Source organism: Streptomyces agglomeratus (assembly GCF_001746415.1).
In the GTDB taxonomy this organism is placed as follows: Bacteria; Actinomycetota; Actinomycetes; order Streptomycetales; family Streptomycetaceae; genus Streptomyces; species Streptomyces agglomeratus.
Genome location: NZ_MEHJ01000001.1, coordinates 449,636 through 474,903, shown reverse-complemented (window position 1 = coordinate 474,903; position 25,268 = coordinate 449,636). Strand labels below are relative to the sequence as shown.

Annotated in this window: 23 protein-coding genes and 5 pseudogenes; 19 read left to right on the top strand and 9 right to left on the bottom strand. The window is 67.7% G+C overall.

Annotation, left to right across the window (positions count from 1 at the left end; genetic code table 11):
- Nucleotides 1-41: 41 nt before the first annotated feature.
- The 3 genes from AS594_RS01835 to AS594_RS44425 all read right to left on the bottom strand — a co-directional run bounded on the left by AS594_RS01835 (nucleotide 42) and on the right by AS594_RS44425 (nucleotide 2,587).
- Nucleotides 42-824: a VOC family protein gene (locus tag AS594_RS01835; RefSeq protein ID WP_069933608.1), complete on the bottom strand. Its 783-nt coding sequence runs from the start codon at nucleotides 822-824 to the stop codon at nucleotides 42-44.
- Between the two features lie 475 nt (nucleotides 825-1,299).
- Nucleotides 1,300-2,259, bottom strand: coding sequence for a GNAT family N-acetyltransferase (locus tag AS594_RS01830; RefSeq protein WP_240508902.1), 960 nt, complete (start codon nucleotides 2,257-2,259; stop codon nucleotides 1,300-1,302).
- A 178-nt stretch (nucleotides 2,260-2,437) separates the two neighbouring features.
- Nucleotides 2,438-2,587, bottom strand: a complete 150-nt coding sequence (locus AS594_RS44425; protein WP_167367973.1) for a hypothetical protein — start codon at nucleotides 2,585-2,587, stop codon at nucleotides 2,438-2,440.
- Nucleotides 2,588-3,131: 544 nt separating this feature from the next.
- On the opposite strand from AS594_RS44425, the gene AS594_RS01825 reads away from it, so the two are divergent.
- The 6 genes and pseudogenes from AS594_RS01825 to AS594_RS01800 all read left to right on the top strand — a co-directional run bounded on the left by AS594_RS01825 (nucleotide 3,132) and on the right by AS594_RS01800 (nucleotide 7,541).
- Nucleotides 3,132-4,103, top strand: coding sequence for an AraC-like ligand-binding domain-containing protein (locus AS594_RS01825; RefSeq protein ID WP_107358005.1), 972 nt, complete (start codon nucleotides 3,132-3,134; stop codon nucleotides 4,101-4,103).
- Nucleotides 4,104-4,629: 526 nt separating this feature from the next.
- Nucleotides 4,630-4,854: a zinc finger domain-containing protein gene (locus AS594_RS01820; RefSeq protein ID WP_069925328.1), complete on the top strand. Its 225-nt coding sequence runs from the start codon at nucleotides 4,630-4,632 to the stop codon at nucleotides 4,852-4,854.
- 108 nt (nucleotides 4,855-4,962) lie between these two features.
- Nucleotides 4,963-5,459 (top strand): annotated as a pseudogene (locus AS594_RS40685) (MFS transporter); the annotation flags it as partial.
- Between the two features lie 99 nt (nucleotides 5,460-5,558).
- Nucleotides 5,559-5,992 (top strand): annotated as a pseudogene (locus AS594_RS01810) (DUF4396 domain-containing protein).
- A gap of 144 nt (nucleotides 5,993-6,136) precedes the next feature.
- Nucleotides 6,137-6,547, top strand: a complete 411-nt coding sequence (locus AS594_RS01805) for a four-helix bundle copper-binding protein (protein WP_069933610.1) — start codon at nucleotides 6,137-6,139, stop codon at nucleotides 6,545-6,547.
- A gap of 736 nt (nucleotides 6,548-7,283) precedes the next feature.
- On the top strand, nucleotides 7,284-7,541 hold the full coding sequence (locus AS594_RS01800) for a hypothetical protein (RefSeq protein ID WP_069925325.1): 258 nt from the start codon (nucleotides 7,284-7,286) through the stop codon (nucleotides 7,539-7,541).
- Nucleotides 7,542-7,601: 60 nt separating this feature from the next.
- Here the strand turns inward: AS594_RS01800 and AS594_RS01795 are convergent, their stop codons facing one another.
- Nucleotides 7,602-8,186: a TetR/AcrR family transcriptional regulator gene (locus AS594_RS01795; RefSeq protein ID WP_069925324.1), complete on the bottom strand. Its 585-nt coding sequence runs from the start codon at nucleotides 8,184-8,186 to the stop codon at nucleotides 7,602-7,604.
- 79 nt (nucleotides 8,187-8,265) lie between these two features.
- On the opposite strand from AS594_RS01795, the pseudogene AS594_RS01790 reads away from it, so the two are divergent.
- Nucleotides 8,266-8,412: pseudogene (locus tag AS594_RS01790) on the top strand (tautomerase family protein); the annotation flags it as partial.
- 5 nt (nucleotides 8,413-8,417) lie between these two features.
- Nucleotides 8,418-8,723, top strand: a complete 306-nt coding sequence (locus tag AS594_RS01785) for a hypothetical protein (protein ID WP_069925323.1) — start codon at nucleotides 8,418-8,420, stop codon at nucleotides 8,721-8,723.
- Between the two features lie 1,067 nt (nucleotides 8,724-9,790).
- On the opposite strand, the gene AS594_RS43790 is transcribed toward AS594_RS01785, so the two are convergent.
- The 3 genes from AS594_RS43790 to AS594_RS01775 form a co-directional block, all read right to left on the bottom strand.
- The gene (locus AS594_RS43790; protein ID WP_069925322.1) at nucleotides 9,791-9,970 is read right to left on the bottom strand and encodes a hypothetical protein; all 180 of its coding nucleotides are present in this window, start codon (nucleotides 9,968-9,970) and stop codon (nucleotides 9,791-9,793) included.
- A gap of 1,163 nt (nucleotides 9,971-11,133) precedes the next feature.
- Nucleotides 11,134-11,967, bottom strand: a complete 834-nt coding sequence (locus tag AS594_RS01780; protein ID WP_069925321.1) for a PIG-L family deacetylase — start codon at nucleotides 11,965-11,967, stop codon at nucleotides 11,134-11,136.
- Between the two features lie 1,330 nt (nucleotides 11,968-13,297).
- The gene (locus AS594_RS01775) at nucleotides 13,298-13,963 is read right to left on the bottom strand and encodes a hypothetical protein (protein WP_240508901.1); all 666 of its coding nucleotides are present in this window, start codon (nucleotides 13,961-13,963) and stop codon (nucleotides 13,298-13,300) included.
- A 1,042-nt stretch (nucleotides 13,964-15,005) separates the two neighbouring features.
- Between AS594_RS01775 and AS594_RS01770 the strand changes: the two genes are divergently transcribed.
- Complete coding sequence (locus AS594_RS01770; RefSeq protein WP_069925319.1) at nucleotides 15,006-15,551, top strand: pyridoxamine 5'-phosphate oxidase family protein; 546 nt, start codon at nucleotides 15,006-15,008, stop codon at nucleotides 15,549-15,551.
- 743 nt (nucleotides 15,552-16,294) lie between these two features.
- Nucleotides 16,295-16,435 (top strand): annotated as a pseudogene (locus AS594_RS45890) (glycosyltransferase family 2 protein); the annotation flags it as partial.
- A 342-nt stretch (nucleotides 16,436-16,777) separates the two neighbouring features.
- On the opposite strand, the gene AS594_RS01765 reads toward AS594_RS45890, so the two are convergent.
- The gene (locus tag AS594_RS01765) at nucleotides 16,778-16,990 is read right to left on the bottom strand and encodes a hypothetical protein (protein WP_069925318.1); all 213 of its coding nucleotides are present in this window, start codon (nucleotides 16,988-16,990) and stop codon (nucleotides 16,778-16,780) included.
- Nucleotides 16,991-17,122: 132 nt separating this feature from the next.
- Here AS594_RS01765 and AS594_RS01760 point away from each other — a divergent pair, with 132 nt between their 5' ends.
- The 8 genes and pseudogenes from AS594_RS01760 to AS594_RS01730 all read left to right on the top strand — a co-directional run bounded on the left by AS594_RS01760 (nucleotide 17,123) and on the right by AS594_RS01730 (nucleotide 23,522).
- Nucleotides 17,123-17,842, top strand: a complete 720-nt coding sequence (locus AS594_RS01760) for a helix-turn-helix domain-containing protein (RefSeq protein WP_069933612.1) — start codon at nucleotides 17,123-17,125, stop codon at nucleotides 17,840-17,842.
- A 67-nt stretch (nucleotides 17,843-17,909) separates the two neighbouring features.
- Nucleotides 17,910-18,764 carry an IS5 family transposase gene (locus AS594_RS01755; RefSeq protein ID WP_079148352.1) on the top strand — a complete coding sequence of 285 codons (855 nt, stop codon included), beginning with the start codon at nucleotides 17,910-17,912 and terminating at the stop codon, nucleotides 18,762-18,764.
- Nucleotides 18,761-19,156, top strand: coding sequence for a hypothetical protein (locus tag AS594_RS01750; protein ID WP_176742728.1), 396 nt, complete (start codon nucleotides 18,761-18,763; stop codon nucleotides 19,154-19,156). Before AS594_RS01755 ends, AS594_RS01750 begins: the two co-directional genes overlap by 4 nt.
- A 7-nt stretch (nucleotides 19,157-19,163) precedes the next feature.
- Nucleotides 19,164-19,358 (top strand): annotated as a pseudogene (locus AS594_RS40675) (IS630 family transposase); the annotation flags it as partial.
- A gap of 61 nt (nucleotides 19,359-19,419) precedes the next feature.
- Nucleotides 19,420-21,288 carry a molybdopterin-dependent oxidoreductase gene (locus tag AS594_RS01745; RefSeq protein ID WP_240508900.1) on the top strand — a complete coding sequence of 623 codons (1,869 nt, stop codon included), beginning with the start codon at nucleotides 19,420-19,422 and terminating at the stop codon, nucleotides 21,286-21,288.
- Nucleotides 21,289-21,423: 135 nt separating this feature from the next.
- Nucleotides 21,424-21,975 (top strand): EF-hand domain-containing protein, encoded by a 552-nt coding sequence (locus tag AS594_RS01740; protein ID WP_069925314.1) that lies wholly within the window; start codon nucleotides 21,424-21,426, stop codon nucleotides 21,973-21,975.
- Between the two features lie 60 nt (nucleotides 21,976-22,035).
- Nucleotides 22,036-22,230: a hypothetical protein gene (locus AS594_RS01735; RefSeq protein ID WP_141747138.1), complete on the top strand. Its 195-nt coding sequence runs from the start codon at nucleotides 22,036-22,038 to the stop codon at nucleotides 22,228-22,230.
- A 56-nt stretch (nucleotides 22,231-22,286) separates the two neighbouring features.
- Nucleotides 22,287-23,522: an IS701 family transposase gene (locus tag AS594_RS01730; RefSeq protein WP_069774172.1), complete on the top strand. Its 1,236-nt coding sequence runs from the start codon at nucleotides 22,287-22,289 to the stop codon at nucleotides 23,520-23,522.
- Between the two features lie 180 nt (nucleotides 23,523-23,702).
- Here the strand turns inward: AS594_RS01730 and AS594_RS01725 are convergent, their stop codons facing one another.
- Complete coding sequence (locus AS594_RS01725; protein ID WP_069933614.1) at nucleotides 23,703-24,686, bottom strand: glycosyltransferase family 2 protein; 984 nt, start codon at nucleotides 24,684-24,686, stop codon at nucleotides 23,703-23,705.
- Nucleotides 24,687-24,783: 97 nt separating this feature from the next.
- On the opposite strand from AS594_RS01725, the gene AS594_RS01720 reads away from it, so the two are divergent.
- Entirely contained in the window at nucleotides 24,784-25,251 is a 468-nt protein-coding gene (locus tag AS594_RS01720) for a GtrA family protein (RefSeq protein WP_069934018.1), read from the top strand.
- The last annotated feature ends 17 nt before the right edge of the window (nucleotides 25,252-25,268 follow it).

Genomic DNA, 25,268 nt, shown 5'->3' with positions numbered 1-25,268 from the left:
TGCCGGAGCCGCCGGGGGACAAGCTCGTACGGCGGTCGCTGTCACCGCGCCCAGGGAAGTTCGCGGGTGCCCTCGCTGCCGGGCACCGAGGCGACTCCGTCGGAGCGCATCGCGACATGGGCCTCGGCCCGCTCCGGAGCGTGGATCCGGCGGACAAGGGCCGGCGGCAGGATCAGGCTCTGGCCGGCCAGGACCTTCTCGGTGCGGCCGTCACAGGTCACCTCCAAGGCGCCCACTGTGACCGTCCAGACCTGCTCACGGCTGATGGAATGCTCGGGTCCGGTCGCTCCGGCCTCCATCGTGACCGTCCAGGTACTGAGCTCGGCGCTGCCGAGGCTGGGGGCCGCGAGGCGCGTCATGGTGGCGTTCGGGGAGCTGGTGACGTCGTCGGCCGAGGGGGTGATCACCCGTACGACGGTGCCTTCGTTCCCGTCCGTGCCGTCGTCCGGGACGGCCCATTCGACGAGCTGGACGACGACACCGTTGGGGTCGGTCAGCTGGAACAGCCGCTCGCCCCAGGGTTCTTCCCGCAGCGGCATGGTGATGGGGGCGCCGGCGTCACGCAGCCGTGCCTCCTCTGCGGCGAGGCGGCTGACCGTGAGCGCGACGATCAGCCCGCCCGCCTCCCGGTCCCGCTGTTCGGCGGGCAGTACCTCGGTCCCCTTGCGGAGCAGGACGATGTCGACTCCGGCGTCCTCGCGGGTCAGCGAGCAGAAGCCGTCGTCGGCCAGGGCCACCTGGTAGCCGAGGTGGGTGAGAAAGAAGTCGCGGGAGGCGTCGACGTCGGCGACGGTCAGGGAAATGGTGGAGGCGGACACATGCATGGCAGCTCCTCGGAGAGTGTTTGTGGTGGCGGGTGGCGGGTGGCGGGTGGCGGGTGGCGGCTGAGTCGTCGGCGGGATGCTCAGTTCCGGTCGTCCGCTGCGGGCGGCACGTGATGGGGGAGAGGGGCGAGACCTGAGGCTGAGACTCTCCGGGGTGTCGGAGCGAAGTTCGTTTGCGCAAGAGGCTGTCGAGCGGGCCGGTGCCCAGGGCCGTCCCCTCCCCCCGAGTACGCGGACGAGCGTGATCGGCGTGTACGCCTGCGGAGTCCGCCGGGCCGGGATGGGCGAGCGCGGGAGGCGGCGTACTGCTTCGGACGGGCGGGACGGCATCGCACCGCCGAAGGGGAGGAAGCCGTACGGGCCGACGCGTCCGGGGCCGGCGGTGCAACCGTCGCGGGTGCGGCAATGGCCCGGCCGGCTCGTCTGAGGTCTTCGCGTCTTCACCGGTCCGGAAGTGGGTGCGACCACGGGGGGATCAGGCCGAGGGCAGGTCGAGCTGGAACTCGAGGGTGCGCCGGTAGGAGCGGTATCCCAGACGGTGGTTGACGGCCAGCATGTGGACGTTGTCCTCGGCGTTGTCCGTCTCGATCTCGACGACGTCGGGATGTTCGGCGCGCAGGCGCCGCACCATGGCGGTCTTGACCCACACGCCCAGGCCGTGACCGCGATGCGCGGGCACGACCGCCGTGTCGTACTGCTGGGCACGCGGTCCGGAGCCCTGGGGGAGCAGGACTTCGGTGTAGCCGGCCATGGTGCCGTCATCGTGGACCGCAGCGAGCGTCAGCAGTGTGTCGCCGCGGTCGGCGATCACCTTGGCCATGGCACGAACGCGGTCGGCGTCCCAGGCCACGCTGCCGTAGTCCATGTCACCGACGGGCATGTCGTTCATGGCGGTCTTGGCCGAGGCGAAGGCGTCGGCGAACTCGTCGGGGACCGTGCCGGTCCAGCCGGCCAGCCGGTAACCCGGAGGCGCGGTATCGGAGGTCAGGGGCTGGTCCGCGTCGGGCAGCTCGTCGAGGCGCAGCAGGAGGTGATCGAGGGTGAGCGCCCGGCTGAAGCCGCGCCGTTCGCTGAAGGCTTCGCCCGGGCTGTCGGCCGCGGCTGCGGCGATGAGGCTGCGCCGGTTCTCGGCGTGACAGGCCGCCACGACCTCCGCCAGCAGGAGGGAGCCGATTCCCAGGCGCCGGTGCGCGGGGTCGACGTGCAGTTCCAGTTCGGACAGGTGCTCCTGGCCCGGGGAGGTGAACACCCGCAGGCCGGCAATTCCGACGGGGCCCCCGTCCGCCCCCGTGGCCAGCCAGATCAGCCGGTGGCTGCCCAGAGCGGGTTGGGTGAGCTGGGCGTGGACCTGCCCGGGGTCCGGGGCCGGCACTCCGGGCAGGTCATGGGCCATCGAGGCCGCGACGACCTGATGCCATGCGGCGGCCTCGGCCACCGAGACGTTCCGGAGCGGAATGAGATGTACGGAGACAGACGCAGATGCAGACAAAATCAGAACTTTCACGGTCGAGTCGGTCCTGCTACTAAGGAAGACGAGGTCGTGCTCGCGTGGCCGCAAGGGCCGGCGAACGGTGGCGGCTGCCGTGGACGCGTCAGCGCGTGGTGCGGGGACCTCATCGGTCGAGAGCGGCGCCTTCAGTGATCCACCGGGTTGCGCAGTCGGCGTACGCGGCTGCGGGCAGCCGGGTGAGGAGCCTCTCCATCGTCGGTTCGTCGGCGCCGTCCAGCAGCCGCGGCGGCAGCAGCGGTACTACGCGACTCATCCGCTGCATGACAACCCGGCAACACGAGACGCCAATCGGCCCGAAACACACGACACACCGCGCATGCGCACCCACCCCACGCCTTGGTCATCCCCTGCACACAGACGAAACAGTCGCAACAACCACGCAGAGCAGGAGGTTATGCCTGCCCTTCCCAACGGTGCCGTCACGTTGCTTCGACGCTTGATTAGACATCGCGTGGCTGCGGTCGCAGTGTGCATGTTGTGCGGAGTGCCTTCGCATTTCGTGCAGACCGCTTGACCACCACGCATGGATCCCGCTGTTGGCCCGCCTCCGCTGACTTCTCCGGAGCGGCAGGCCCGATCGGCACCATGAGCACCACTGCTGACGACAAGCTCCTCCACCTGATCCGGCGTGCCGCCCCGCACCTGGTCCCGCGGTGAGCGCGATGTCACCAGACCTTCGGCAGCACCGCGGTCCCCGCCCCCCATTGGGATCATGAGATAATCGGGCCAGTTGGCCTGTTTTGGCATGACGCGTATGCGGGGGTTCTGTGGGTTGGTCGAGGGCGTCGGCTTCAGTCGTGCCGCCAACGGACAGGTTCGAATGGTTCCTCGAAACCGTCTCCAACGAGGTCATGCCCCTGTCGCTGAGCAGTGACCGAAGGGACGACTTCCACGCAGCCATCCAAGACATGCCACTGGGCCCCGTGGCGTTGTCGGCGTTCGAGTTCTCCCCGGTGCGGGCGTGGCGGTCAGCGAGGCACATCCGACAGGGCGATCCCGAGGGCTACCAACTCGTACTGGTAACCCAGGGCAGCTTCCGGGTCTCCCAGGAGGGCCGGGAAGCGCTGGTGGCGGGTGACTTCGTACTGTCCGACACTTCCAGCCCCATGCTGACCGAGTGCTTCTCCGCCGGCGACCCGATTCACGCCCTGACGCTGCAGATACCGCGGTCCGCCCTGCCGCTGTCCCCCCGCAAGCTTGAGCCACTCCTGGTGCGTCCCCTCCCTGCCCACAAGGGAGCGACCGCGATTCTCGCGGGCTTCCTGCGCACCCTCCACGCCCAAGGAGCGCACTGCGGAACGGAGGCACTGCTGTCCATGGGATCCGCCACGGTCGACCTGGTCACCGCGTGCCTTGCCCAACATCTGCATTCCCTGGACGAGGCGCCGGTCGAGGCGCGATCCCAGCTGATGCTCCAGCGGATCCTGCGCTTCATCGAGCACAACCTCGGTGACCCCGACCTCTCACCGCGCACGATCGCCGAACGGCACAACATCTCTCTGCGCACGCTCTACACACTCTTCGACGGCGAGCCCGCCAGCATCGCGGGAGTCATCCGACGCCGACGCCTCGAACGCTGCCACACCGACCTCGCCCGCCCGGAAATGGACCACCGAACCGTCCAAGCGATCTCAGCCCGCTGGGGCTTCACCAACCCCGCCACCTTCAGCCGTACCTTCCGCGACGCCTACGGAACCACCCCCACCGAACACCGCGCCCACGCACGCCAGCACCGCAACACAGACGCAACCCAGCAAGCGGAGCGCTGACTCCGACAGCAGTACCGCTCCGCACTAGTTCGTGGAAGCGAGCCGACTTCCGACGTCACCGAGCCGGCACCGCGCAGACGGCCTCAGCAGGTACTCAGCCCCTGGCGGCGCTCCGCCCGCATTCACCTGGGCGTCGCCGGCGCGAACGGCAGCAGTTGCCTGAGACGCACTTCGTCAACGTGACAGCCGCGCGCGAGACGCCCATGGACAGCCGCCCCTACGAGCCCTTGCCGGCACCGAACCGGGCTTCGCGAGCTGCTCGCAAGTAGCCGCCGACCTTGCCTGGTGGTGGTCACCTTTCGACGCCAGATTCGCAGAAGCGCCGGCCGCGCCCCCGGGCCGACGCGGCCTTGAACCAGTCTGGCCCCCGCGTGACCAGCCCCTGGCTGCTGCCGGTTCCTGAGCGTGTATCAGAGCAGAGGGGGAAGGCGGTTGCAGACGGTCTGTACTCCATGCGGGCCATGGCACGTCTTGAACAGCGAAGGCCAGGCCGGCGCCGCGCCGGGGACGGAGCACCCGAGGACCTATGCAGCACACGGACAACACCACCACAGCCCCGGCTCTCGACTCCCTCTACGAGACGCTGCGCCTGTACCAGCACGGCCCCTTCAGCGTGGCCTGTCCCGACTGCCATGTGAAGCCCGGCCAACTGTGTCTGGCACGCCGCGTCGTGCACCGCGGCCGCCGCCGCGCCTACAGATCCGAGATGGAACGGGTCGAGCTCGTCCCGTTGCTCGCAGCCGCCGCATAGAGCCAGCCAGGCTGCCGGGACGCCGGACGTGGACGCGGGGCCGGCCGCCGAGCATTGCGGCTCGCCGAGTGGGGCAGCAGTGCGTCCGCTGCAACCGTGTTACCTCCAGCGGCGGCCGTCACCGCCGGGCTCGCCCTCGCCTTCTTCACCGTGGTCCGCGCACCCGAAGCCGACTGGGCAACAGCACCGACGGTCCTTCAGCCGACCGCCGGAGCAGCCCTGTTGGTCGTGTTCGTCCTCATCCAGCGGTCGCGAAGTCGCCGCTGATGCCGCTCGGCACCTGGCGCACCCCCGGTCTCGGCGTCTCCAACCTGGTGATGGTACTGCTGGGGGCGGCGTGGACCCCGATGTGGTACTTCCCCAACCTCTACCTCCAGCAAGTCTTCGGCTACGGCGCCTTCGCCTCGGGCGCAGCCCTGCTGCCGATAGCCGGCCTGATGATGGTCTTCATGACCACCGCCAGTGCCCGCCTGCTCGGCCGCTTCGACCCCAAGCCGCTCATCGCCGGCGGGCTGCTGGTCCTGGCCGCGGGCCTGGCGTGGCTCTCGGCGGCCCGCCCGACCGGATCCTTCGTCATCGACGTCCTGCACGCCTCGCTGCTCTCATGCGCGGCACGCCGCAGACCCCTGGCCCACAGCGCACACCACACCAGCACCGCTCACGACCACGGCGCACACCCCGCCGCCAGCGGCCACGATGCGCACATGCCCGGAGGGCGCGTCCTGGGGGACGGCGGCGAAGGCGACGCTGCACTGCATGACCGGACGCGCGATCGGCGAGGTCCCTCGGCACCGCGCTGCTGTGGGGCGACGTGCCCACCATGGTCGTGGCGATCACGCTGGCGTTCGTCTTCGGCTACTCCTTCACCCTCTTCGCGGTCCGCCGGGCCGGCCCGGACTGCAAGTCCGCGATCAAGGTGGCGCTGGCCGCGGACACCGTCTCGATCGCGGTAATGGAGCTCAGAGACAACAGGATCATCGCCCTTACGCCCGGGGCGGTGGACGCCCATCTGTCGGACGCCCTGTTCTGGGCGGCGCTGCTGGCCGGCCTCGTTGTCGCCTTCCTCATCGCGACGCCCGTCAACAAGTGGATGATCGGGCGCGGCAAGGGCCACGCCGCCGTCCACGCCTGCCACTGACCCAGCCGTACGGCACCGCACCCCGCCGCACCCTCACGGTCCGACCGGGCGCGTTCGCATTCTGGGGCGTTAGCTGGAGGTACCGGGGGCTTCGATGGCGGCCGCCCTGGCTCCGCCGGCCTCCCGGGGAACGGAGGCACCCTGATGTCCAGCACCGTCAAGGACATGCTCGCCACCTACCCGTCCGACCTCGGCGACATCGACCAGGCCAAGCTCACCGCCTGCATCGAGGAGTGCATCGCCTGCGCGCAGGCATGTACGGCGTGCGCGGACGCCTGCCTGTCCGAGGGCATGGTGGGCGACCTGACCAAGTGCATCCGCACCGACATGGACTGCGCCGACATCTGCACCGCCACCGCCGCGGTCCTCTCGCGGCACACCGGCTACGACGCCAACATCACGGCGGCCATCCTTCGTGCGTGCGCAATGGCCTGCAAGGCGTGCGGCGACGAGTGCGCCAAGCATGCCGACATGCACGAGCACTGCCGCATCTGCGCCGAAGCCTGCCGAAGCTGCGAGGAGGCATGCAACGAACTGTTCTCGGCCCTCAGCTGACGCTCGCACCGTCATCCGTCCCGCCCGGCAGCTGCAATCGCGGCCACTGGGTTGGGACCCGGGGACCCACACCCGTCGACTTTGGGGCCCGCCCCGGTTCCGGCGTACCCCGCACACCGCCAGCCGCCTGGAACAGTGGCGCACCTGGTGCGAACAGGACCACCCAGGACCACCTGCGAGGACATCGCCGACCGCGAAGGAACCAGCCTCGCCACCGTGCGTCTCGCCTTCCTCAAGAACAGGGTCCCGCTGCGCCCCGCCGGGTCTATACGGGCCGCCCTCGGTGGAAGTGGTCTTCCCTGTACATGGAGCTGTGCGGCCTCCTTGCGGCTTCTCCGGCAGCGGGTCAGGTGCTGGTTGCCCGGTCGCCGCAAGACGCCAGCGGCCCTCTGCCGGTCTGTCGCCGACGCTTTGGCAGGCGCCGCGCTGTTACACCTCCACCAGCCGCTATATGACATTCGTTATAGACGAGTGTAGGCTGGAGCCCGTTTATAACGACTGTCATAGGAGAATGTCGTGACGATCATCACCGTGAACGCCCCGACGGGACGACTGAGTCAGGAGCGGCTCCGCACACTGGCCGAGACGCTGACTGACGCCGTTCTCGTGCCCGGGGTGGGCCACTTCGCTCCGCCCGCGCGGGTCGGGTTCCAGGTGCACTTCGTGGAGCGTCAGCCGGACATGATGGCGATCGGCGGGCGACTCCTCCGCGGACATCGGCACGCAGGCCGACGTGATGGTGATCGACGTGGCGGTGATGGACGGGGACTGGCGGCAGGAGGTCAGGACCGCGGTCATCGAGCGCATCCTGGCCGCACTGGCCGACGCCTGTGGCTTGGAGAAGCCGTCGCCGACCTGGTGGGTCAACTTCCGCGTCATCGACGAGGGGAGCTGGGGCTCCAGCGGCGGGGTGCTGTCCGTCCTCTCACTCCTCGACTCCGGAGTGTTCGCGGAGGAGAAGGCGGAGGCGATCCGCGCCGCGCTCAGCGCGTGATCCCGCCCCGCACCCGGGCGTCCGCGCCCTCGACCGGGGTGCGGACCACCCGGCGCGGGGTCACTTCGCGATCGCTGTGACGATAAGGGCCTGGAGCTGTTCGGCGGTGCGGTCGAGCGGCTCGGTGCTGCGCTTGGCGCGGCACATGGCCACCGTGCCCTCGACGGCCGCGACGACGAGCGTGGCGAGTTGTGCGGCCTGCTCGGGCTCGGCGCTGTGCGCCCGGAGCGAGTCGGCCAGCAGGGCCTCCCACTGTTCGAAGACCTCGGCCGCGGCCGTCAGTGCGGGCGGGATCTCGCCGTCCTGGGGCTCCTCGATAGCCACAGCGAGGACGGGGCAGCCGGCATGGAAGTCGCTGTCGACGACGATCTTGCGCCACAGCTCGAGGAAGGCCCGCAGGCCCGCGGCCGGACCCGCTTCCAGTTCCTTGCGCAGGCTCCGTGCGACCCACTCACCCGTAAACCGGACGGCCTCCGTGGCCAGCTGCTGCTTCCCCTCGGGGAAGTAGTGATACGTCGAGCCGAGCGGCGCCTTGGCGTGCTTGGCCATCTCCCGGATGCTCGTGGCACTCAGCCCGCGCCGGCTGATCATGTCCGCGGCACCGGCCACGATCCGCTCGCGCGACGGCGTACTGCTCTTGGCCACCTGTGCGCTCCCTTCTGGCTATAACGTCCGTCATAGTCTACCGTGACCAGCGTATATAACACTCGTCATAGGAGTTGCCGTGCCCATGATCCGGCTGACCGTGCCGACCGGTGCCCTCACCGAGGAGGGCCGGGCCACTGTCCAGCGCGACCTCGCGGCCGTCCTGCTGCGCTGGGAAGGCGCGCCCGACACCGTTTTCTTCCGCGCCCAGGCGTGGAGCTACCTCGCCCGATGAACACGCCCCTCACCACCCCGAACGACCCGGCAGCCAAGGACCTGGAACGCCAGCGGGAGGCGATCGCCACCCTCGGCCACGAGCTACGCCTGCTCGTCGACGCCACCGTCCGAACCACCGCCTCCCCTGAATCCCTGAACAACCTGGCAGACGGCGTCCGTACCCTCACCGGACAGCTCACCAACCGCCGCCGCGGGCCGGCGGAGATCCCCGAGGTGGACGAGTTCCCGGGCGGCGTGCGGTTGTACAGGCGACACACCTTCGCCATCCGCTCGCAAGACCGACTGCGGCTGGGGAAGTAACTGCTACGGCCAGGTCCTGGAATCCAAAAACCGTCGACGCCGACGCCGCCGTGACCAGCCGCAACACGCCCGTCGCGGCCGTACTGGGTTGCGGTGGACAGCGCCGGCACCCTCTACATCTCCGACCACGACAACGTCCGGGTCCGGAAAGTCACGATCGTGACCGCGAGAGCCTACGAGCGGGACCGCCCCCCGCATCCCCTTAAGAGGTCGTTTTCACCGGCGAAGTCTGTTTCATCCCAGCAATGACGGTGTTTCTCGTGGGCAGCGCGAGTGATGGGACGCCCGAACTATCTGTCTCATCCCGGGAAGTTCTGTCTCATCCCAAAGAATGGCCGTAACGGCGATCGCTCCCACCCCTGCTCCTGCCGATCCGACACTACAGAGGTGCAAGGTTCCCGTGAGGTAATTGCAGCGGCACAAAATAGCTGAAAACGACCTCTAAGAAGACACTCCAACGGGGCATCCGAGCCGACCCGCCGCACACGAACCGTGTTGCTCACCGGTGGCGCGAGGATTTGTCGAATGCACGCTGAGCGGGGGCCGTTCCGACCGAGGCCCGGCTGATCGGCTCCGAGAGCCGCCGTGTGAGTAGGCGGCCGCGCCAGCCTTGCTGCTGCTCGCAAGTGCGTTCGGCCAGGCGGGCGGCGAGGGCGGTGGTGCGGTCGCGGGTGATCTGCGCGGTCGGTTCAGGGGGCGGGTTCGAAATGGACTTCGGTTGTCGGGCACTGCTCGGCAAGGTCGAGCAGCTCGGCTTGTCACTGACGGGCCGACGGTCATGTTCCAGCGGAGCTTGGTTGCGGTTCATTCTGCGGCGTACTGGCAGTGGACGTCGGGCACGGGGCGGCATCCAGGTGCCGGGGTCCTGGTCGGACTTGCTGCGGTTGGAAGCGCGCGAATTCGTGGAATCCTTGGCGTCCAAGGGCTGAACCCGCCTCGGAGTCGCCCGTCGAAGCAGCTTCGGCGGACGTGTTTCACGTGCCGGCGGGTGCCGGGAGGCCGTACGGAGGTTCCTTCCGTTGGACGGAGGCGAGTGTCTCGCCGAGGGGCGCCGTTCGGCCCCTCCGCTAGATCGGCCAGATTCTAGGTCGCGGTGACGGCCGCAGCAGCGGAACGGACTCGAAATGCAGGGTCGGCGCCGCCGGTGACAGGACATTGAGGATGAGGGAGAGGTAGCGGCGCCAGCCGTCGCCGGCGAGGCCCATGGCCCACAGCAGGCTGAACAGCGTGGCCATGATTCTGGTCATGTCGTCCGGTTCGCGGCCGGCGCGGATGCGTCCGACCTCCTGGCGCGACAGACCACCGCGCGCCGCGCCCGCCGCATGGGTGTGTCGGCTGTCCGTCCGAGAAAGCGTGCTCCGGCGCCGCCGCGTCGCCTGCGGACTTGAAGCGCCGGTTTGCGGGCGACAGGGCCAGCGGTCAAGGACCCTTCCGGTGATGCGTCGGACTTTGCGGCCGCTGTGCCGGTCTCCGGCAGCGCCCGGCCGCTGGTTCTCAATGGTTGGGAGAATCGGGCACAACTGGACGCACCGGCCCGCCGGGAACGGCAGTGTCCACACGGGCACGTCACCCATTCCGCAGATGCTGTCCGCCCCAAGACCGTCGCCGCACCGCTGGAGTTCCCTGCGACCTCGACCGAAACCGTCGCCAAACCCGACGTCCGCTCGATGCCGGCGCCACTGAGCATGATCCGGCTCACCTACACCCATCCCGAGCCCAGGTACAGCGACCCGGACGACGGTCCCTGCTTCTGGAAAGTCACCGCTGACGCACGCCGGCCGGCAGCGCCGGCAACTCACCCTGCCCGGCCTGTGACCGCAGGCCTCCCAGACCCGGCAGGCTTCCCAGACTGCCCGGTGTGCGCCTACGTCGTCACCGGCACCGCACGACAGTGCTCCGACTGTGCCGGACACACGCTCCAGCCCGTCGCCGACAGTCACTGCCCGGTCTGCTCCCAGGCCGTCGCGCCCGGCAGGCAGTGCGGCAGCCGGCTGTGTTCATCTCTGCACAGTGCGAAGAGATGAACACAGCACTGCACCGGCGTGCCAGCAAAGGCTCTTAGACCGAACGCAGTTGCAGTCGGTGCCGCAAGTATGCAGACCGTCTGGCGACCATACGGACTGAGGAGACGTCCTGATCAGGGCTGTTGATGGGCCGGAGCGCCGACGGCATGCAGGCTGTGAAGGGACTCGGGGATGCCGCCGTCGTCCACGGCACCCAGCATCTCGGTCACCTCTTCGACCGGAGTTGGCGGTTCCGTTGATGAGCGCCAGCCTGGATCGACAGTTCAGCGAACCTTACGCCGCATTGCGAGTTCCCGGAGCGGAACCCACGTGGACAACCTCCCTGTGTGTGACCCTGCTTGATCGCGCCGTGCGGTCGATGGCCACGGGCCGGTCGGACGGGCGGATCAGCGCAGTCCGGCGAAGAGATCGTTCTCGGGTACCGCCGCGCCGGTGGCGTCCTGGACACGTACGAAGGTCTCCATGCCCATCAAATCGCCGAACCTCTCCTTGCCCATCTTGAGGAAGAAGATGTTCTCGCCCTGACTGGCGTGCGCGGCCAATGCGTCGAACTTCTGACCGCTGAACGCGGTGGTGTCCACCCACGTGGTGATCTCATCGTCGGGGAGGCCGATCTCGGCCATCGCGGCGGCCTCGGCAGGATCCGGCTCCGGCATGTCCTCATGAAACTCGCGCATGACTTCGCCGAACCGCTGCATCATCGAGCGTGGCATCGTGGTCCAGTACACCTTCGGTGTCAGTTCGGTCATCTCCAGCGCTGCCATCGTGATGCGGTGGGCCTGGATGTGGTCGGGGTGACCGTAGAAGCCGTTCTCGTCGTAGGTGACGACCACATCAGGTCGGTAGTGCCGCATGAGTTCCGCGAGTCGGGCAGCGCCTTCCTGCACGGGGGTCTGCCAGAAGGATCCGGGCGCGTCGTTGCTCGGCCAGCCCACCATCCCGGAGTCGGCATAGTCCAACATCTCCAGATCGCTGACCTTCAGGACGTCACAGCTCGCCTCAAGTTCTTGACGGCGCATCAAGGCGACCGCCGCCGGATCGTGCTCGGGATCACCCGGTTTCGCACCCCCCGGCCCGTCACCGCAACCGCCGTCGGTACACGTCACGAGAACCGTGCGGATGCCTTCCGCCGCATACCGCGCGAGGACCCCTCCGGTTCCGGTGGCCTCGTCGTCGGGGTGGGCGTGTACTGCCATGAGCGTCAAGGGCCGGTCGGTCATGAAACAGTCCTCCTGCAGAAGTACGTCTAGTTCGAGTGCGCGGTGGGGCGTACCGCGATCCTGGGGCCCGGATCCGTGGGGCGAACGACCTTTGTGCTCTCCGTGTTCCCCGCCCGTGCGGCGCCGGTCCCTCGGTCGATGCAACCGTATCGGCCCGACCGGTTGTTCCCGGCTCGGCCCTTTGGCCTCCCAGGCGTCGGCGTTCCCACGCTAACGAGGTACAGGCGCGACCTGCATGTCTCAGCGCCACATCGGACCCGACTTGCATCCGGCACCAGCTGCTGACGCGCGTGGCCGCCCGTCCAGTTGCTCCCGGTCGGCATACTGCGTATGCGGCATGTGTCACGAGGCGATCCGGGCCATGTCTGACCATTCCGCCGCTCCCGGCGACGCCTAATGACGGTTCCTCGTGCCCGCGGTCACGGAGATCGTGTCGCGACGGGGTGGGGGCGCCGGGTTGTCGTGGCGCGCTGAGCGAACGGGCTCCGGCGAGCAGGTAACCAGGGACGCTGGCTGTACGCGGGGCGCCCTCTATTACCTGTTCGCCAACAAGGAGGAGCTCGCGCTGGAGCGTCGTGACGTGGGTGAGCGAGCCGTGGGATGCCGAGGTGCGCCAGCCCGCCCTCCGCGAGGAGGACCCCCTGGCCTCGCTCATGACGATGACCCGGGGGCACACCCTCTACTGCCGTCGCCACGACGGAGCCAAGGTGATGCTCAACCTGAGGGTCGAGTTCACCGGGCAGGACCATCCAGTCGGGCGCGCGCTGGACATAACCTACGATCAGCTCGAGACGGAATGCGCAAAGTTGATCACCGCTGGTCGCCGCAACGGCTCCATCCCCCGGGCTCTCCGGGCTCGGCTGACCGCAGCCGGGCTCCTCGCGGTCCTTGACTCGGTCGCCATCGAAGTCGCCGATAAATCTCCCCATGATATCACGCTCATGACGAGGGCAGTACGAGGGGTCCTCGGTGTCGTACCACGCCTTACCCGAACACCTCTCGGACTTCTGCCGCTGACTTCATGGGCGTCAGCATCACGCCGTACTCCCAGCCCTACCTGCCAACCGGGCCCGAGCCGAACCGCGTCACCCTGGCGGCGGGGACCGCTTTTCGTGTCATCTCGACGCGGAGTGCGTTGCGGTGTTCCTCGTGGACGAGCCGCGCATCGTCGCTCGGCAGCGCCTCGGTAGTGAGGCCGCACGGAATGCGCAGAGTGCCCCTCGGGGCTGGTCCCGGCGCCACCAGCCGGGTTCTCGTAGCCGAGGTTGTGGCGGTACAGGGCGGAGGGCTGCTTTGTGGTCACCGACGGGCAGCGGGTCGGCCGGTCCTCTCAGGGGGTGAAGACCTGGTCCAGAGTGTCGATCTTCGCGCCGGGACCGAGGTGATAGCGGAAGACGAGTCCCTGGTTGGGGTGGGCGACGAGCCAGTCGATCAACTGCTGGAGTGTGATCTGCTTGTTCTCGGTGCTCTCGACGACCGGGGTGACGGCCGTGATCTTGGCATCCTCCGCGATCGGGATGAAGGTCTCCACGCCGACTGTCTCGAATGGTGCGCCGTCGGTGTCGGGCGTGCCACAGCCCCAGTTGCCGTGCTTGACGATGAGGCTGTGGAAGCCGCCCTCGGGGGTGTAGCGGTTGACGGCGATCTCGTCCGGCGAGATGGGCATCTTGTGGTCACAAGTGGCGCCCGGAGCGGGCGGCTTGGGCTCCTTTTCGCCCGGCGCGGTGGCAGGGCTGCCGGCCGGCGTGGGCTTCGATACCGTGGAGGGCCTCGCAGCCGACGCGGTGACCGTCGGGGCGGCGGCGCTCGCCCCCGCGGCGGGGGTGACAGGGGCGGCCGACGTGGAAGACGTCTCGTCGGTCCCGGGTGGGGCACTGTCGTCCGCCTTGCAGGCCGTCAGGGTCAGGGCCGCGCAGAGGGTCAGCACGGCCAGCGGCCGTCTGTGTGCCTCCGTAATTCCGCCGCGTCCGCGCATGGTCTTCTCTCCCTCTGTCAAGGCATCCCTCATCGGACGCCGTTGAAGCCTGGCGTCAACGTAGCGCGGGACGGCAACGAGGTCATTGGCCGGATCTCGTTCGTCACCAGGCCGGGATCACGCTGTTGCCTGATACGGACTTATACGCACCAGCCCGCCCACCGTGAAGTGGCCCCTCGGCTCAGCTACGCAAAAACACGCCCATCATCTGGCGCATGGCCGTGCGCAGTCGGTTCTCGGATTGGCGGGCAGGATCTCGCCCTGGTCGGCCCTGCCGTGCGCCGCCTGGACTGGTCGCGGAAGTCAGTGCGGACACCGCCATCGAACGAGGTGCGTGGAGACACCCGCTGCGCATCGTACGACCGCGCCTGGACGTCACCGTGGCCGACGTGCCCAGGTTCGGGGGGAGGAGTACAGCCCCACAGCGGTTGACCCCGCCGCAGCCGCTATGGAGCGTCCGCAACCCCGGGATGCGGCAAAGCCCGCTGCACTGCTGAAGATCCGACGGTCAGACGGGGCCAGGGCCCGCTCCGGCCGCGACCTGACATCGGGAAAGGCGGCGCGGCCAAGCAGGGCGGAAGCAGATGAAGGCGACGAAGTGGTCCGTCCACTCGCCCGCAGCCCGGTCCGCCCCAAAGTCGCGCCACTGCAACTGGTTCTGCGCCGGTTCAAGGCGAGCCGGCCCGTTCACGTACGGCCAGCTGGCCGTCCAGCGATCGCGTCCTGCGGCTGCACGGCCCCGACCCGCTCTCCTCCCACAGCTCCAGGCATGGGTGCAGCCCTCGTTCCACCGGTCGTCCAGGTAGGGCTTGCGGTCGTCGAGACGGAGGGCCGGTTCTGCCACTGACTGATCATGGCCTTGCCGGAGGCGGCGGTCGCAGGGCTGCCCCGCGGCGCCGCCGAGGAGCTTGCCGCCCATGGCGGCGGTCTTGGCCCTGGCCTCCTCGGCCTCCTTCTCTCCGAGATTGCCGAAGATCACCTCGTGATGTCCAGAAGCCGGTCCTGAGCGCCGCCGGGCCGGGCTGCGTTGCCTTCGCTATAAAAGGGGGGAAGGGAGTTCCGCATGACGCTGAAGCAGCCCAGGACCGAGCTCGACGCCCGCTACAGCTCCGCTCTCCACCCGCGCCCGGGCGCGGAGAACGTCACCGCCACCGACTGGGCCGAGGCTCAGCGCCAACTGCGGGCCGCCGAAATCTTCTGGATTACCACAGTCCGGTCGGACGGCCGGCTCCACGTCACGCCGCTGATCGCCGCCTGGCACGACGGGGCGCTGCACTTCAGTACCGGACCGGGCGAGCAGAAGGCAAAGAACCTGGCCGGCAATGCCCACTGCGCACTCACCACAGGGCACAACTCGCTCTCCGAAGGCCTCGACATCGTAATCGAGGGAACGGCGGAGCGGGTGACGGACCTGGCGCGGCAGGACGAGGTAATCGCCGCGTTCGAGGTGCAGTACGGGGACCACATCACCTCGCCGGAGGGGACCTTCTACGGCTTCGGTGACAGCATCCGCACGGGCAACGACCTGCTGTTCGCGGTGGCACCCGGCACAGCGTACGGCTTCGGGCACGACGGGCAGGTGTTCAGCCACACCCGCTACACCTTCTAGCGTGGACTGGATCTCGAAACAACCCAGCACGGCGAACAGCGACGACGCCCGGCGCGCCGCCACCAGGTCGTCAGCCACGGCGACCGTGGCGGGTTCCTCAGCCCTGTCTGGTCCTTGCCCCGCGATGCCTTCCTGCGTCGGGGTCGGGGTACACAGTCCCAGCCCTGGCGCGAGCGGGGAGCGGGAAGGGGCACAGCGGTCCTCCTCGAATACGTGCGCACTGCTGGAGGCTCTCCGGCCACGGACGGAGCCCAGGGCGTGCACCAATGGGCTGCCCCCAGACCGGATAGACGGTGTGGGGGCAGCCCGTTGGATTCGGCACTTCGTCGCTCGGCGGCGACGAGGGGGTGTAAATCTAGTTACCCACCCTCAAGTCGATTTCACAGTCGAGGGTTTGGGTGTACGCACGGTTCCCTTGCCGATAGTGGAACCGGCAATCCTGTACCGGCCCTTGTGGCGGCTCAGTGATCTTCGCCTTGGCGATGAAGAAGATGTCACTTTCTTTTCAACTTCAGGCGACTGGCTCTACAACTCGGGCGCCCACGCGACAAGGAGTATTTGTCACACAGTAACGATCCAGCCGCCGATTATGCGGCCAGTTTTCCCGTGAGGTGTAGGCCTTCCCGAGACGTGGTGGTTGGCCTCGACGGGTGCGAGGTTAGGAGGCAGGTACAGATGGCGACGCGGGGTCCGCCCCCGCGTGAGTCGGGCTGCCTTGCAGCGAGCCCCCCCGCGAGGTACCCCGCACTCACTCCCTCACCGGACTGAGGGCTTGGGGCGCCGGATTCCTCGAGGGCATCCGAGCTTCGTGCGGACCGCGTCAACCGATGAAGTGGCGCACGGTGTGGCGGATGACCCGGTTGGGGTGGCCGCCGCTTATCTGACGTGCGGCCTGGCACGGGGGGCTGTCAGACGTCATCGTCTCTGTGCGGCGCGTGTCTCCATACGTTCATCTCGGCGCACGTTGGCTGCGACCAGGAGGTCCGCGTACGCGAACTCTTCGCGGCCGTACGGGAAGCGGGTGTAGGCGTGCCCCATCCAGTGAGGGCAGCGGGCTCTGCGGAGTGCGCCTGCGGGATGGGGCGGGTCACGAAGGCATTTACCGGGCCGTAGCCGTGGCTCGCCTTTGTCCGCAGGTAGTAGCTGATGCGTCTCTTCACCAACGCCGCGCTCCGGGCTTCCCGAACGCAGCCTCGGTGAACCGGTCGTCGTCGCGGCGGAGGGGCTCAGTGCAGTAAGACGGCGACGGCCGTCAGCGCTGCGGTCACCGCGGCCACCACACCCAACGTGGCCGCGAACGCAGCCCCCGCCTGCAACGCCGCAGCAGGATACGTCGCACCACTTCTGCGGCTCAGGTATCCTGCCCCGGCGCCCACCAGTACCGAGACCAATACCGCCAGAATGCAGACCAGCACGACCAGAACAGCCTTCTCAGACACGGTGTCTCAACCCTTCGATCAGCGGAATGATTGATGTGCCGAATCTGACGGACCCGGTGTTCGCCAAGGTTCGCCGCGAACGACGACGAACAAAGACGAACCACCGAACGAAGTCCCGGGGGGCCGGATCTCATGGACGCGCAGCCCGACCCCGAATCGCAGGTGGCGTTGAGCCCGGAAGAGGCCCTGGTTGAGTTGCGCCGCCAGCTCAAGGCCGGCCGCCTGAAGAAGCGCCTGTCCATGGACCAGATGAAGACTCGCAGCGGTCTGGGACGCACCGTCGTCAGCCAGGCATTCAGCCCTAACGCGCCGCCGCCGAGCGCCGCAACAGTCAACGCGCTCGCCGACGCATTGGGCCTCGATACCAACTACCTGCTGGACCTGCTCTACACAGCCACCACGGTCCCCGTTGGCGCACGTCCGGCTCCCCGGCCCACTCCCCCCTCAGCGGTACTCGACCGTTCCCGGCCCATCCGTTCCTGGACCGCCAAGCGCCTCGGAGTCCATCCCGCAATCTCCGGGCGTCCCGACAGACAGGTCGACGCTGGTTTTGTCTTGCCTGCCTATGTGCCTCGCCCGCACGATGACGAGCTGCGCGAACGGCTGGTCGCTGCCGCCGCCGAGCAGGCGCCCCCAGCACTCGTAGTCGTACGGGGGCCGTCGTGCACAGGCAAGACTCGCACTGCATTCGAAGCCGTTCAGCACGCGGTGCCGGACGACTTCCAACTCTTAGTTCCCGCCAACGCGTCCAGTCTGCTCATGGCATTGACCGCCAACGCGCTGACCCCGCGCAGCGTCCTGTGGCTCGACGACGCTCAGTGGGCGTTAAGTCCGGTCTTCCTCGGTTCGTGATCGCTCGATCGTGGTACTGATCGCCGTCCCGGCCGCCTGATGAGCATGTCCATGTTGAGATGCGAGCGTGAAGAGAGAGCCGTACCTCAGCGACTTATCAGACGAGCAGTGGGCGTTGATCGAGCCGATGATCACGGCCTGGAAGCAGGACAGGGTGGCGCGGTCGGCGACCGGAGATCCCGGGTCCTGCGACCTCCGGGAGGTCGTGAACGCGATCTTCTATCAGAACCGGACGGGCTGTCAGTGGCGCCTTTTGCCTCATGACTTCCCGGCCTGGTCGGCGGTGTTTTACTACTTCGGCCTGTGGCGTGAGGACGGGCTGGACCAGCGGATCCAGGAACTCCTGCGCTGCCAGGTGCGGGAGAAGGCCCGCCGATTAGAGGACCCGTCCCTCGTGATCATCGACACCCAGTCCGTCCGCGCCGCGGCGGGTGTCCCGAAGACCACGACGGGGCTGGACGCGAACAAGAAGGTGTCGGGGCGCAAGCGGGGACTGGCCGTCGACGTTCTGGGGCTGATCATCGGCGTCGTCGTCCTGGCCGCCTCCGCGCACGACAACGCCGCCGGCACCGCCCTGCTCGACCAGGCCGCCGAGCGGTGCGGGATGCGCCTGGAGAAAGCGCTGGTGGACCAGGGCTTCAAGGACGAAGTCATCATCCACGGCGTCCTGCTGGACATCGACGTCGAGGTCGTCCGCCGCAACCCTGCTGACCAAAGCAAAGGGTTTGTCCCGCAGCCGAAGCGGTGGGTGGTCGAGCAGACGAACGGCACGTTGATGCTGCACCGGCGTCTGACCCGGGAGTACGACCACCGGCCCGACACCTCCGCCTCACGCGTCTACTGGGCCTCCACCGCGAACATGGCCCGCCGCCTCACCACCCCCGCTCCGGCCTGGCGCGACATTCTCGGGCTGGCCGCGTGAACGTCTCCGAGCTCCTGGCCTACCTTCAAACCCAGCAGGACGAGGCCACCACCCGGGCCGCAGAACTACGCGGCCAGATCGAGCACCTCACCGCTGCCCTGGCCGAGAGCGAAGCGCGACTCACGGATCTGGCCACCACTCGAATAATCACGGAGGCCGCACCAGCAGGAGCCGAACCCGATCCACCCGAGGCGAACACCGCCTACCAGGACATCGTGAACGCGTTCAACCAGCACCCCGACCAGGTGTTCCGAGCTCGCGAGCTGCACGAACTCCTCGGCATGCCCACCGACGAGGCATCCGTCAACATCACCCGCAGCCGCCTCGGCCGCCTCACCCGCCAAGGCTTCCTCACCCAACCCGGACGAGGCCATTACCAGAAACGGACTTAACGACCTCTCACCCGACCTGAACCCCGTCGAAGGCGTGTGGGCCCACGTCAAACGCAGCCTGGCCAACCTTGCCGTCATGGCCCTTGACCAGCTCGAAGCCCTCGTCCGCAACCGCCTCAAACGCCTGCAATACCGTCCCCATACCCTCGACGGCTTCATAGCCGGCACCGGCCTGACCCTCGAGACACCAGCCGCACCCTGACAAGCCGAAGTCAGTAGGCGGGGGATACACCGACTCTCGCAACACCTACAGCACCGCGGCGTTGGAGGTCATCCTTCCCCATGTGATCGGCGGCCATCCGTGGAGCTACCAGTCCCGGATGCCGATGTGGGACGAGATTGCCGAGAACTGTGAACTTGTGGTGGCGTTCGGAGGGCTGGCCCTCAAGAACAGCCAGATCAACCCTGGTGGGCTGGCCAGGCACCAGACGCAGAACCTGCAGCGCCAGTGCCATGAGGCCGGTGTGCGGTTCGTGAACGTCAGCCCCATCCGCAGCGACGTCGCCGGCTTCCTCGACGCCGAGTGGCTGCCCGTCATCCCCAACACCGACACGGCCGCAATGCTCGGCATCGCCCACACGATGCTGGTCAACGGGTGGCACGACGAGGACTTCCTTCGCCGGTGCTGCATCGGGTTCGACCGCTTCGCCTCCTACCTGGTCGGCGAGCTCGACGGCATCCCGAAGGACGCTGCCTGGGCAGCGGAGATCACGGGCATCAGCCGCGAGGCGATCACCGACCTCGCTCGCCGCCTGATCACCAGGCGTTCTCTCATCATGGTCAACTACGCGGTGCAGCGGGCAGACCACGGCGAACAACCGATCTGGATGTCTGTCGTGCTGGCCGCCATGGCGGGCTCGATGGGTCGGCCTGGCTGCGGCTGGGGCGCAGGTTACGCGACGATGGACGCGACCGGCGTTGCCAGAGGCCGCGCCTTCGTGGCGACGGTTCCCGCGGTTGCCAACCCTGTCCCGGATTTCATCCCTGTTGCAAGGATCGCCGACACTCTGCTGCATCCGGGCAAGACCATCGATTACGACGGCCGGCGCCTCACGTTGCCCGAGCTTCGCCTGATCTACTGGTGCGGAGGAAACCCGTTCCACCACCACCAAGACCTGCATCGGTTGACCCGAGCCTGGCAGACCCCTGACACGGTGGTGGTTCACGAAGCCTGGTGGAACACCACGGCCAAGTTCGCGGACGTCGTCCTTCCCGTCGCCACCACCTTGGAGCGCGACGACGTCGCCGCCGGATTCTCAGACCCCCACCTCGTCGCGATGCCGAAAGCCCGCGAGCCGGCGGGCGAGTCGCGCACCGACCACCAGATCTTCGCTGCCTTGGCCTCCCGGCTCGGATACGAGCAGGAGTTCACGGAATCGCGCTCCGAGATCGAATGGGTCCGCCACCTTTACGAGCAGACGAGGGCCAAACTCGGCGACGATGCCGCCTTGCCGGGCTTCGACGACTTCTGGCGAAACTCCACCGCTGAACTGCCGGCGTTGAACGGACCGTTTCCCGGCAGCTTCGAGGACCTCCGCTCAGATCCGCAGCGTTTCCCCCTGCCGACGCCGTCGGGCCGGATCGAGATCTTCTCCGAGGAGATCGACTCGTTCGGCTACGAGGACTGCGCCGGGCATCCGACGTGGTTTGAGCCGGTGGAGTGGCTTGGTGCCGATCTGTCAGACCGATTCCCGCTGCACTTGATCTCGAATCAGCCCGCCTCACGCCTTCACAGCCAGTACGACAACGGTGGCCACAGCCTCAAATCAAAGATCAGTGGCCGTGAGCCCGTGACGATCAATCCGTTGGACGCCGAGTCGCGCGGCATCGAGAGCGGCATGATCGTACGCGTCTACAACGACCGAGGTAGCTGTCTCGCGGGCGCAGTCCTGTCGGACGACGTCATGCCAGGCGTCGTGCAACTGTCCACCGGAGCGTGGTGGGATCCGGTCCAGCCGGGCCTGAGCGGAACATTGGACCGCCACGGGAACCCGAACGTCCTCACAGGGGATCGGCCGTGCTCGCGCCTGTCCCAAGGACCGAGTGCTCACAGTGCGCTGGTCGACGTCGAGCTCTACGACGGCCCCCTTCCTGATGTGCTCGCCTTTGCACCACCCCATCTCGAACATTGATACGAAAGCTTCCTGCCTCTTCGGGGAAGTTTCCGTGAACACCATCGTCACGCGCCTAGCAGGCTGGCCCTGGCCCCGAGAGGCTCTCAACTTGCCGCTTGCGCTTGCGTAACGGCACGAATACTGTGCGCAGTCGTGACTGCACTTCAAGACCTCAAGTACGGCCAGTGGTTCAGGGGCGCCGACGTCGACGGCGACGGGTTCATCACCCAGCGGGACGTCCGAATGATGAGCGAGCGTTACATCGCCGCCCGCGGCACCGCGCCGGACAGAGCCACCGCCCGCCTGCTCACCGAGGGGATGGACGGGTTCTGGACGAACGTAATCGCCCCGATGGATCAGGACGGTGACGGGAAGGTCAATCTGCGGGAGATGACCGAAGGGTTCAGGCGGGTCCTGACCGACCCCGCGCTGTACCCGGAACAGATCGCGCCGGTGACCAACTGCTTCTTCGACCTCGTCGATCTCAACGGAGACGGCAAGATCGACCAGGCGGAGTTCCAGCAGATGTTCGACTCGGTCGCCGGCGTTCCCGGCGAGGACTGCGCCGCGGTCTTCGCCGCTTTGGACCGGGACGGCTCCGGTGCGCTGGACCGCGCCGAATTCCACCAGGCGGTCACGGAGTTCTTCTACGGCAACGACCCGAACGCTCCTGCCAACCACCTGTTCGGCAGGGTCGCCGGCTGACCACCCCATATGCGGCCCGGGACCCGCACGCCCACACCACTGATGGTGTGGGCGTGCGGCGTGAAGTACATCGACGCCGCCGTCGAACAGTTCCCAAGCGGCGTGGACGTCGACTGCTTCGGATTCCAGGACCTGCCCGCCTGGAGCAAGACGAACCAGCCGGTTCTCGTGTGGGCGGTATGGCGGTGGACCAAGAGCGTCCGGAGCGGCTGCGACGGGCGGTCCGTGAACACGCCAAAAGGGCAAGGAGCCTAGTAGTACTTCGTTAGGTTGATTTGATCTCGGGCTGCCGGGTTGGGCATGCTGCTCTGATGGAGCTGGGGGAGATCGAGCAACTCCGGGGCGAGCTGGGCGAGTTCGTGGCTGAGGTGTTCGCGTCGGTGCCGCGGAGGGATCAGCGGGCGAAGGGTGACTGCTACCTGCGGGGGTTGATGCTGGACGGTCGCAGGAAGTCGATCCAGCCGATGGCCGAGCGGCTGCCGGACGGCGACATGCAGGCCTTGCAGCAGTTCGTGAACCAGTCTCCGTGGGACCACGTGGCGGTGTTGCGGGCGGTAGCCGTCAAGACGGTTCCCGTCGTCGATCCGATGGTGTGGGTGATCGACGATGTGTCGTTCCCCAAGGACGGGAAGATGTCGGTGGGGGTGGCCCGGCAGTGGTGCGGGGCGTTGGGCAAGCAGTCGAACTGCCAGGTCGCGGTCAGCCTGCACGCCGCGTCCGACACCGCTTCCGTGCCGATCTCGTGGCGGCTGTTCCTGCCGGCCGAGTGGCAGGACGACACCGCGCGCCGGGCCAAGGCGGGGGTGCCCGAGGAGGTGGGGCACCGGGAGAAGTGGCGTCTGGCCCTGGACCTGATCGACGAGGCGATCGGCTGGGGCCTGGAACCCAAGGTGATCGTCGCGGATGCCGGGTACGGCCAGAACAACGCCTTCCGGCAGGCTCTGGCCGACCGTGGTCTGGACTTCGTCGTCGCCGTCCGGGCGGATGAATCCGCTCACCCGGCCGACGCTGTCCCCACCGCCCCCGCCTGGAGCGGAACCGGACGCAAACCCGCTGTCCGCTACCGCACCAAGGCTTCCTCCCTGAAGGACCTGGCCACCGGGACCGGACGCAAGGCATACCGGCAGGCCACTTGGCGCACCGGTTCGCGCGGTGCGATGCGCTCAAGATTCAAAGTCGAGACGGTGCGTCCGGCCGGCGTCGCGGCCCGCAGGCACGCCATCGCCCGGGCTGGCGGCTCCACCGCCTGGGACGGTGTTCTGCCCACGGCGACACTGCTGAGCGAGTGGCCCACCGGCGAGAAAGCGCCCACCGAGTACTGGCTGACCAGCCTGCCCGCCGACACCCCGCTGCGGCAACTGGCCCGACTCGCGAAGATGCGCTGGAGGATCGAGCACGACTACCGCGAGATGAAGCACGGCCTGGGACTGGACCACTTCGAAGGCCGCACCTGGCGCGGCTGGCACCACCACGCCACCCTCGTCACCGCCGCCCACGCCTTCTGCACCCTCCGCCGCCTGGACCCAAAAGCAACAGCGCCGGCCTGACCTTCTACCAGGTCCTCCACACCATGCAGGACCTGTTGCTCTGCTGGACCGGCGCATGCCCCACCTGCCATCGCCAGTTACCACCCCGAAGGCGAAGACAACAGACCCTCTCCAGCCCGACCTAACGAAGTACTACTAGATCACCATCGCAGTGGCCGAACTTCCAGTAAGCGGTGCGTTTCAGTCACTGCTGCCGGTTCCAGTGTCCACGCCGCTCGGGTCGGTGCCTACCCCGCGCGGCATGGTCCCGGGCGCCGGGTAGGCGAGGTGCATGAGCCGGGACTGTTCCCGGCGCATGTGCATGACCGAAGTGAGAACGTAGCCCAGAAGGAGGACGAGTGCCGCGATGGTCATGATCGTGGCAGCCAGTAGCGCCGTGGGGAGGCGTGGCACGGTGCCTGTGCGGGCGAACTCGATGACTACCGGGGTTCCGAGGATGATCGCGACAAGGGCGAGCAGGCCCGCGATGGTTGAGTGGACGAGCGAGGGCCGTTCGCGACGCGCGAGGTTGAGGATGAGACCGAGGATTCGCCAACCGTCCCGGTAGGTGCGGAGCTTACTCTCGCTTCCTGTCGGCCGGCCCGTGTAGTCGACGGGGATCTCTGCTGTGGGGAGTCGGAGGCTCAGCGCGTGAACCGTCATCTCGGTCTCGATTTCGAACTCGCGGGACAGCGCGGGGAAGGACTTGACGAAGCGCCGCGAAAAGACTCGGTAACCGCTGAGCATGTCGGTCACATCGCGACCGAACAGGGTCCGCACCGCCGAGGTGAACAGCTTGTTCCCCACGGAGTGCCCGGTACGGTAGGCGCCGTCGGCCGCCACGTTGCGGGTGCCGACGACTTGATCGTAGGGCCCCTCGAACAGCAGGTTGACCATGTCACGGGCCCGTGTCGCGTCGTACGTGTCGTCTCCGTCGATGATGAGCAGGGCGTCGGCGTCGATGTCGGCGAACGCTCGCCGCACGACGTTGCCCTTGCCCTTGTGCGACTCCACGCGGATGATCGCGCCCGCCTCGCGCGCGACCGCCACTGTGCGGTCTGTCGAGTTGTTGTCGTAGACGTAGATTTCGGCTTCGGGAAGTGCGGCTCTCAGATCCCGCACCACCTTGCCGACGGCAGCTTCCTCGTTGTGGCACGGCACGACGCAGGCGATCGTCGGGCGCACGGGCTCTCCTTGGTCGGGCGATGGGCTGCTGCGCTCATGGTGCGACACGGGGATGCCAGACGGCCGCAGGCACACCGTGACCGTTATGATTGCTTTTGTGTCGGTTCTCGCCTCCCTGGCTCTTCGCGTGCGCGACGTCGTCAGGGGCGTCTGGCGCGAGGCCGCCATGTTCGGGACCGTCGGGGCGCTGGCTTTCGTGCTGGACAACGGCGGCTACACCTTGTTGGTCTTCGGCTTTCCCGGGGGCGGCGGCGGTCCGATGCGTGCCGTGCCCGTTCAGGCGTCAGTGATTGCCACGGGTGCCGCGACAGTCTTCAGCTGGCTCGCGAACCGTTACTGGACCTATCGGCAGCGACATCGGGAGAACGTGGCCCGGGAGTTGGCCTTGTTCACCTTCGTGAACGTCATCGGCATGGTCATCACCGCGGGCATGGTTGTTCTGTCCAGGCAGATGCTTGGGCTCGACTCGGCTCTTAGTGACAACATCGCTCGCGCCTGCGGCTGGTTCCTCGCCACATTGTTCCGGTTCTTCACCTATCGACGCTACGTCTTCATTCCAGCCTGATGGTGGTTTGGCCTCGC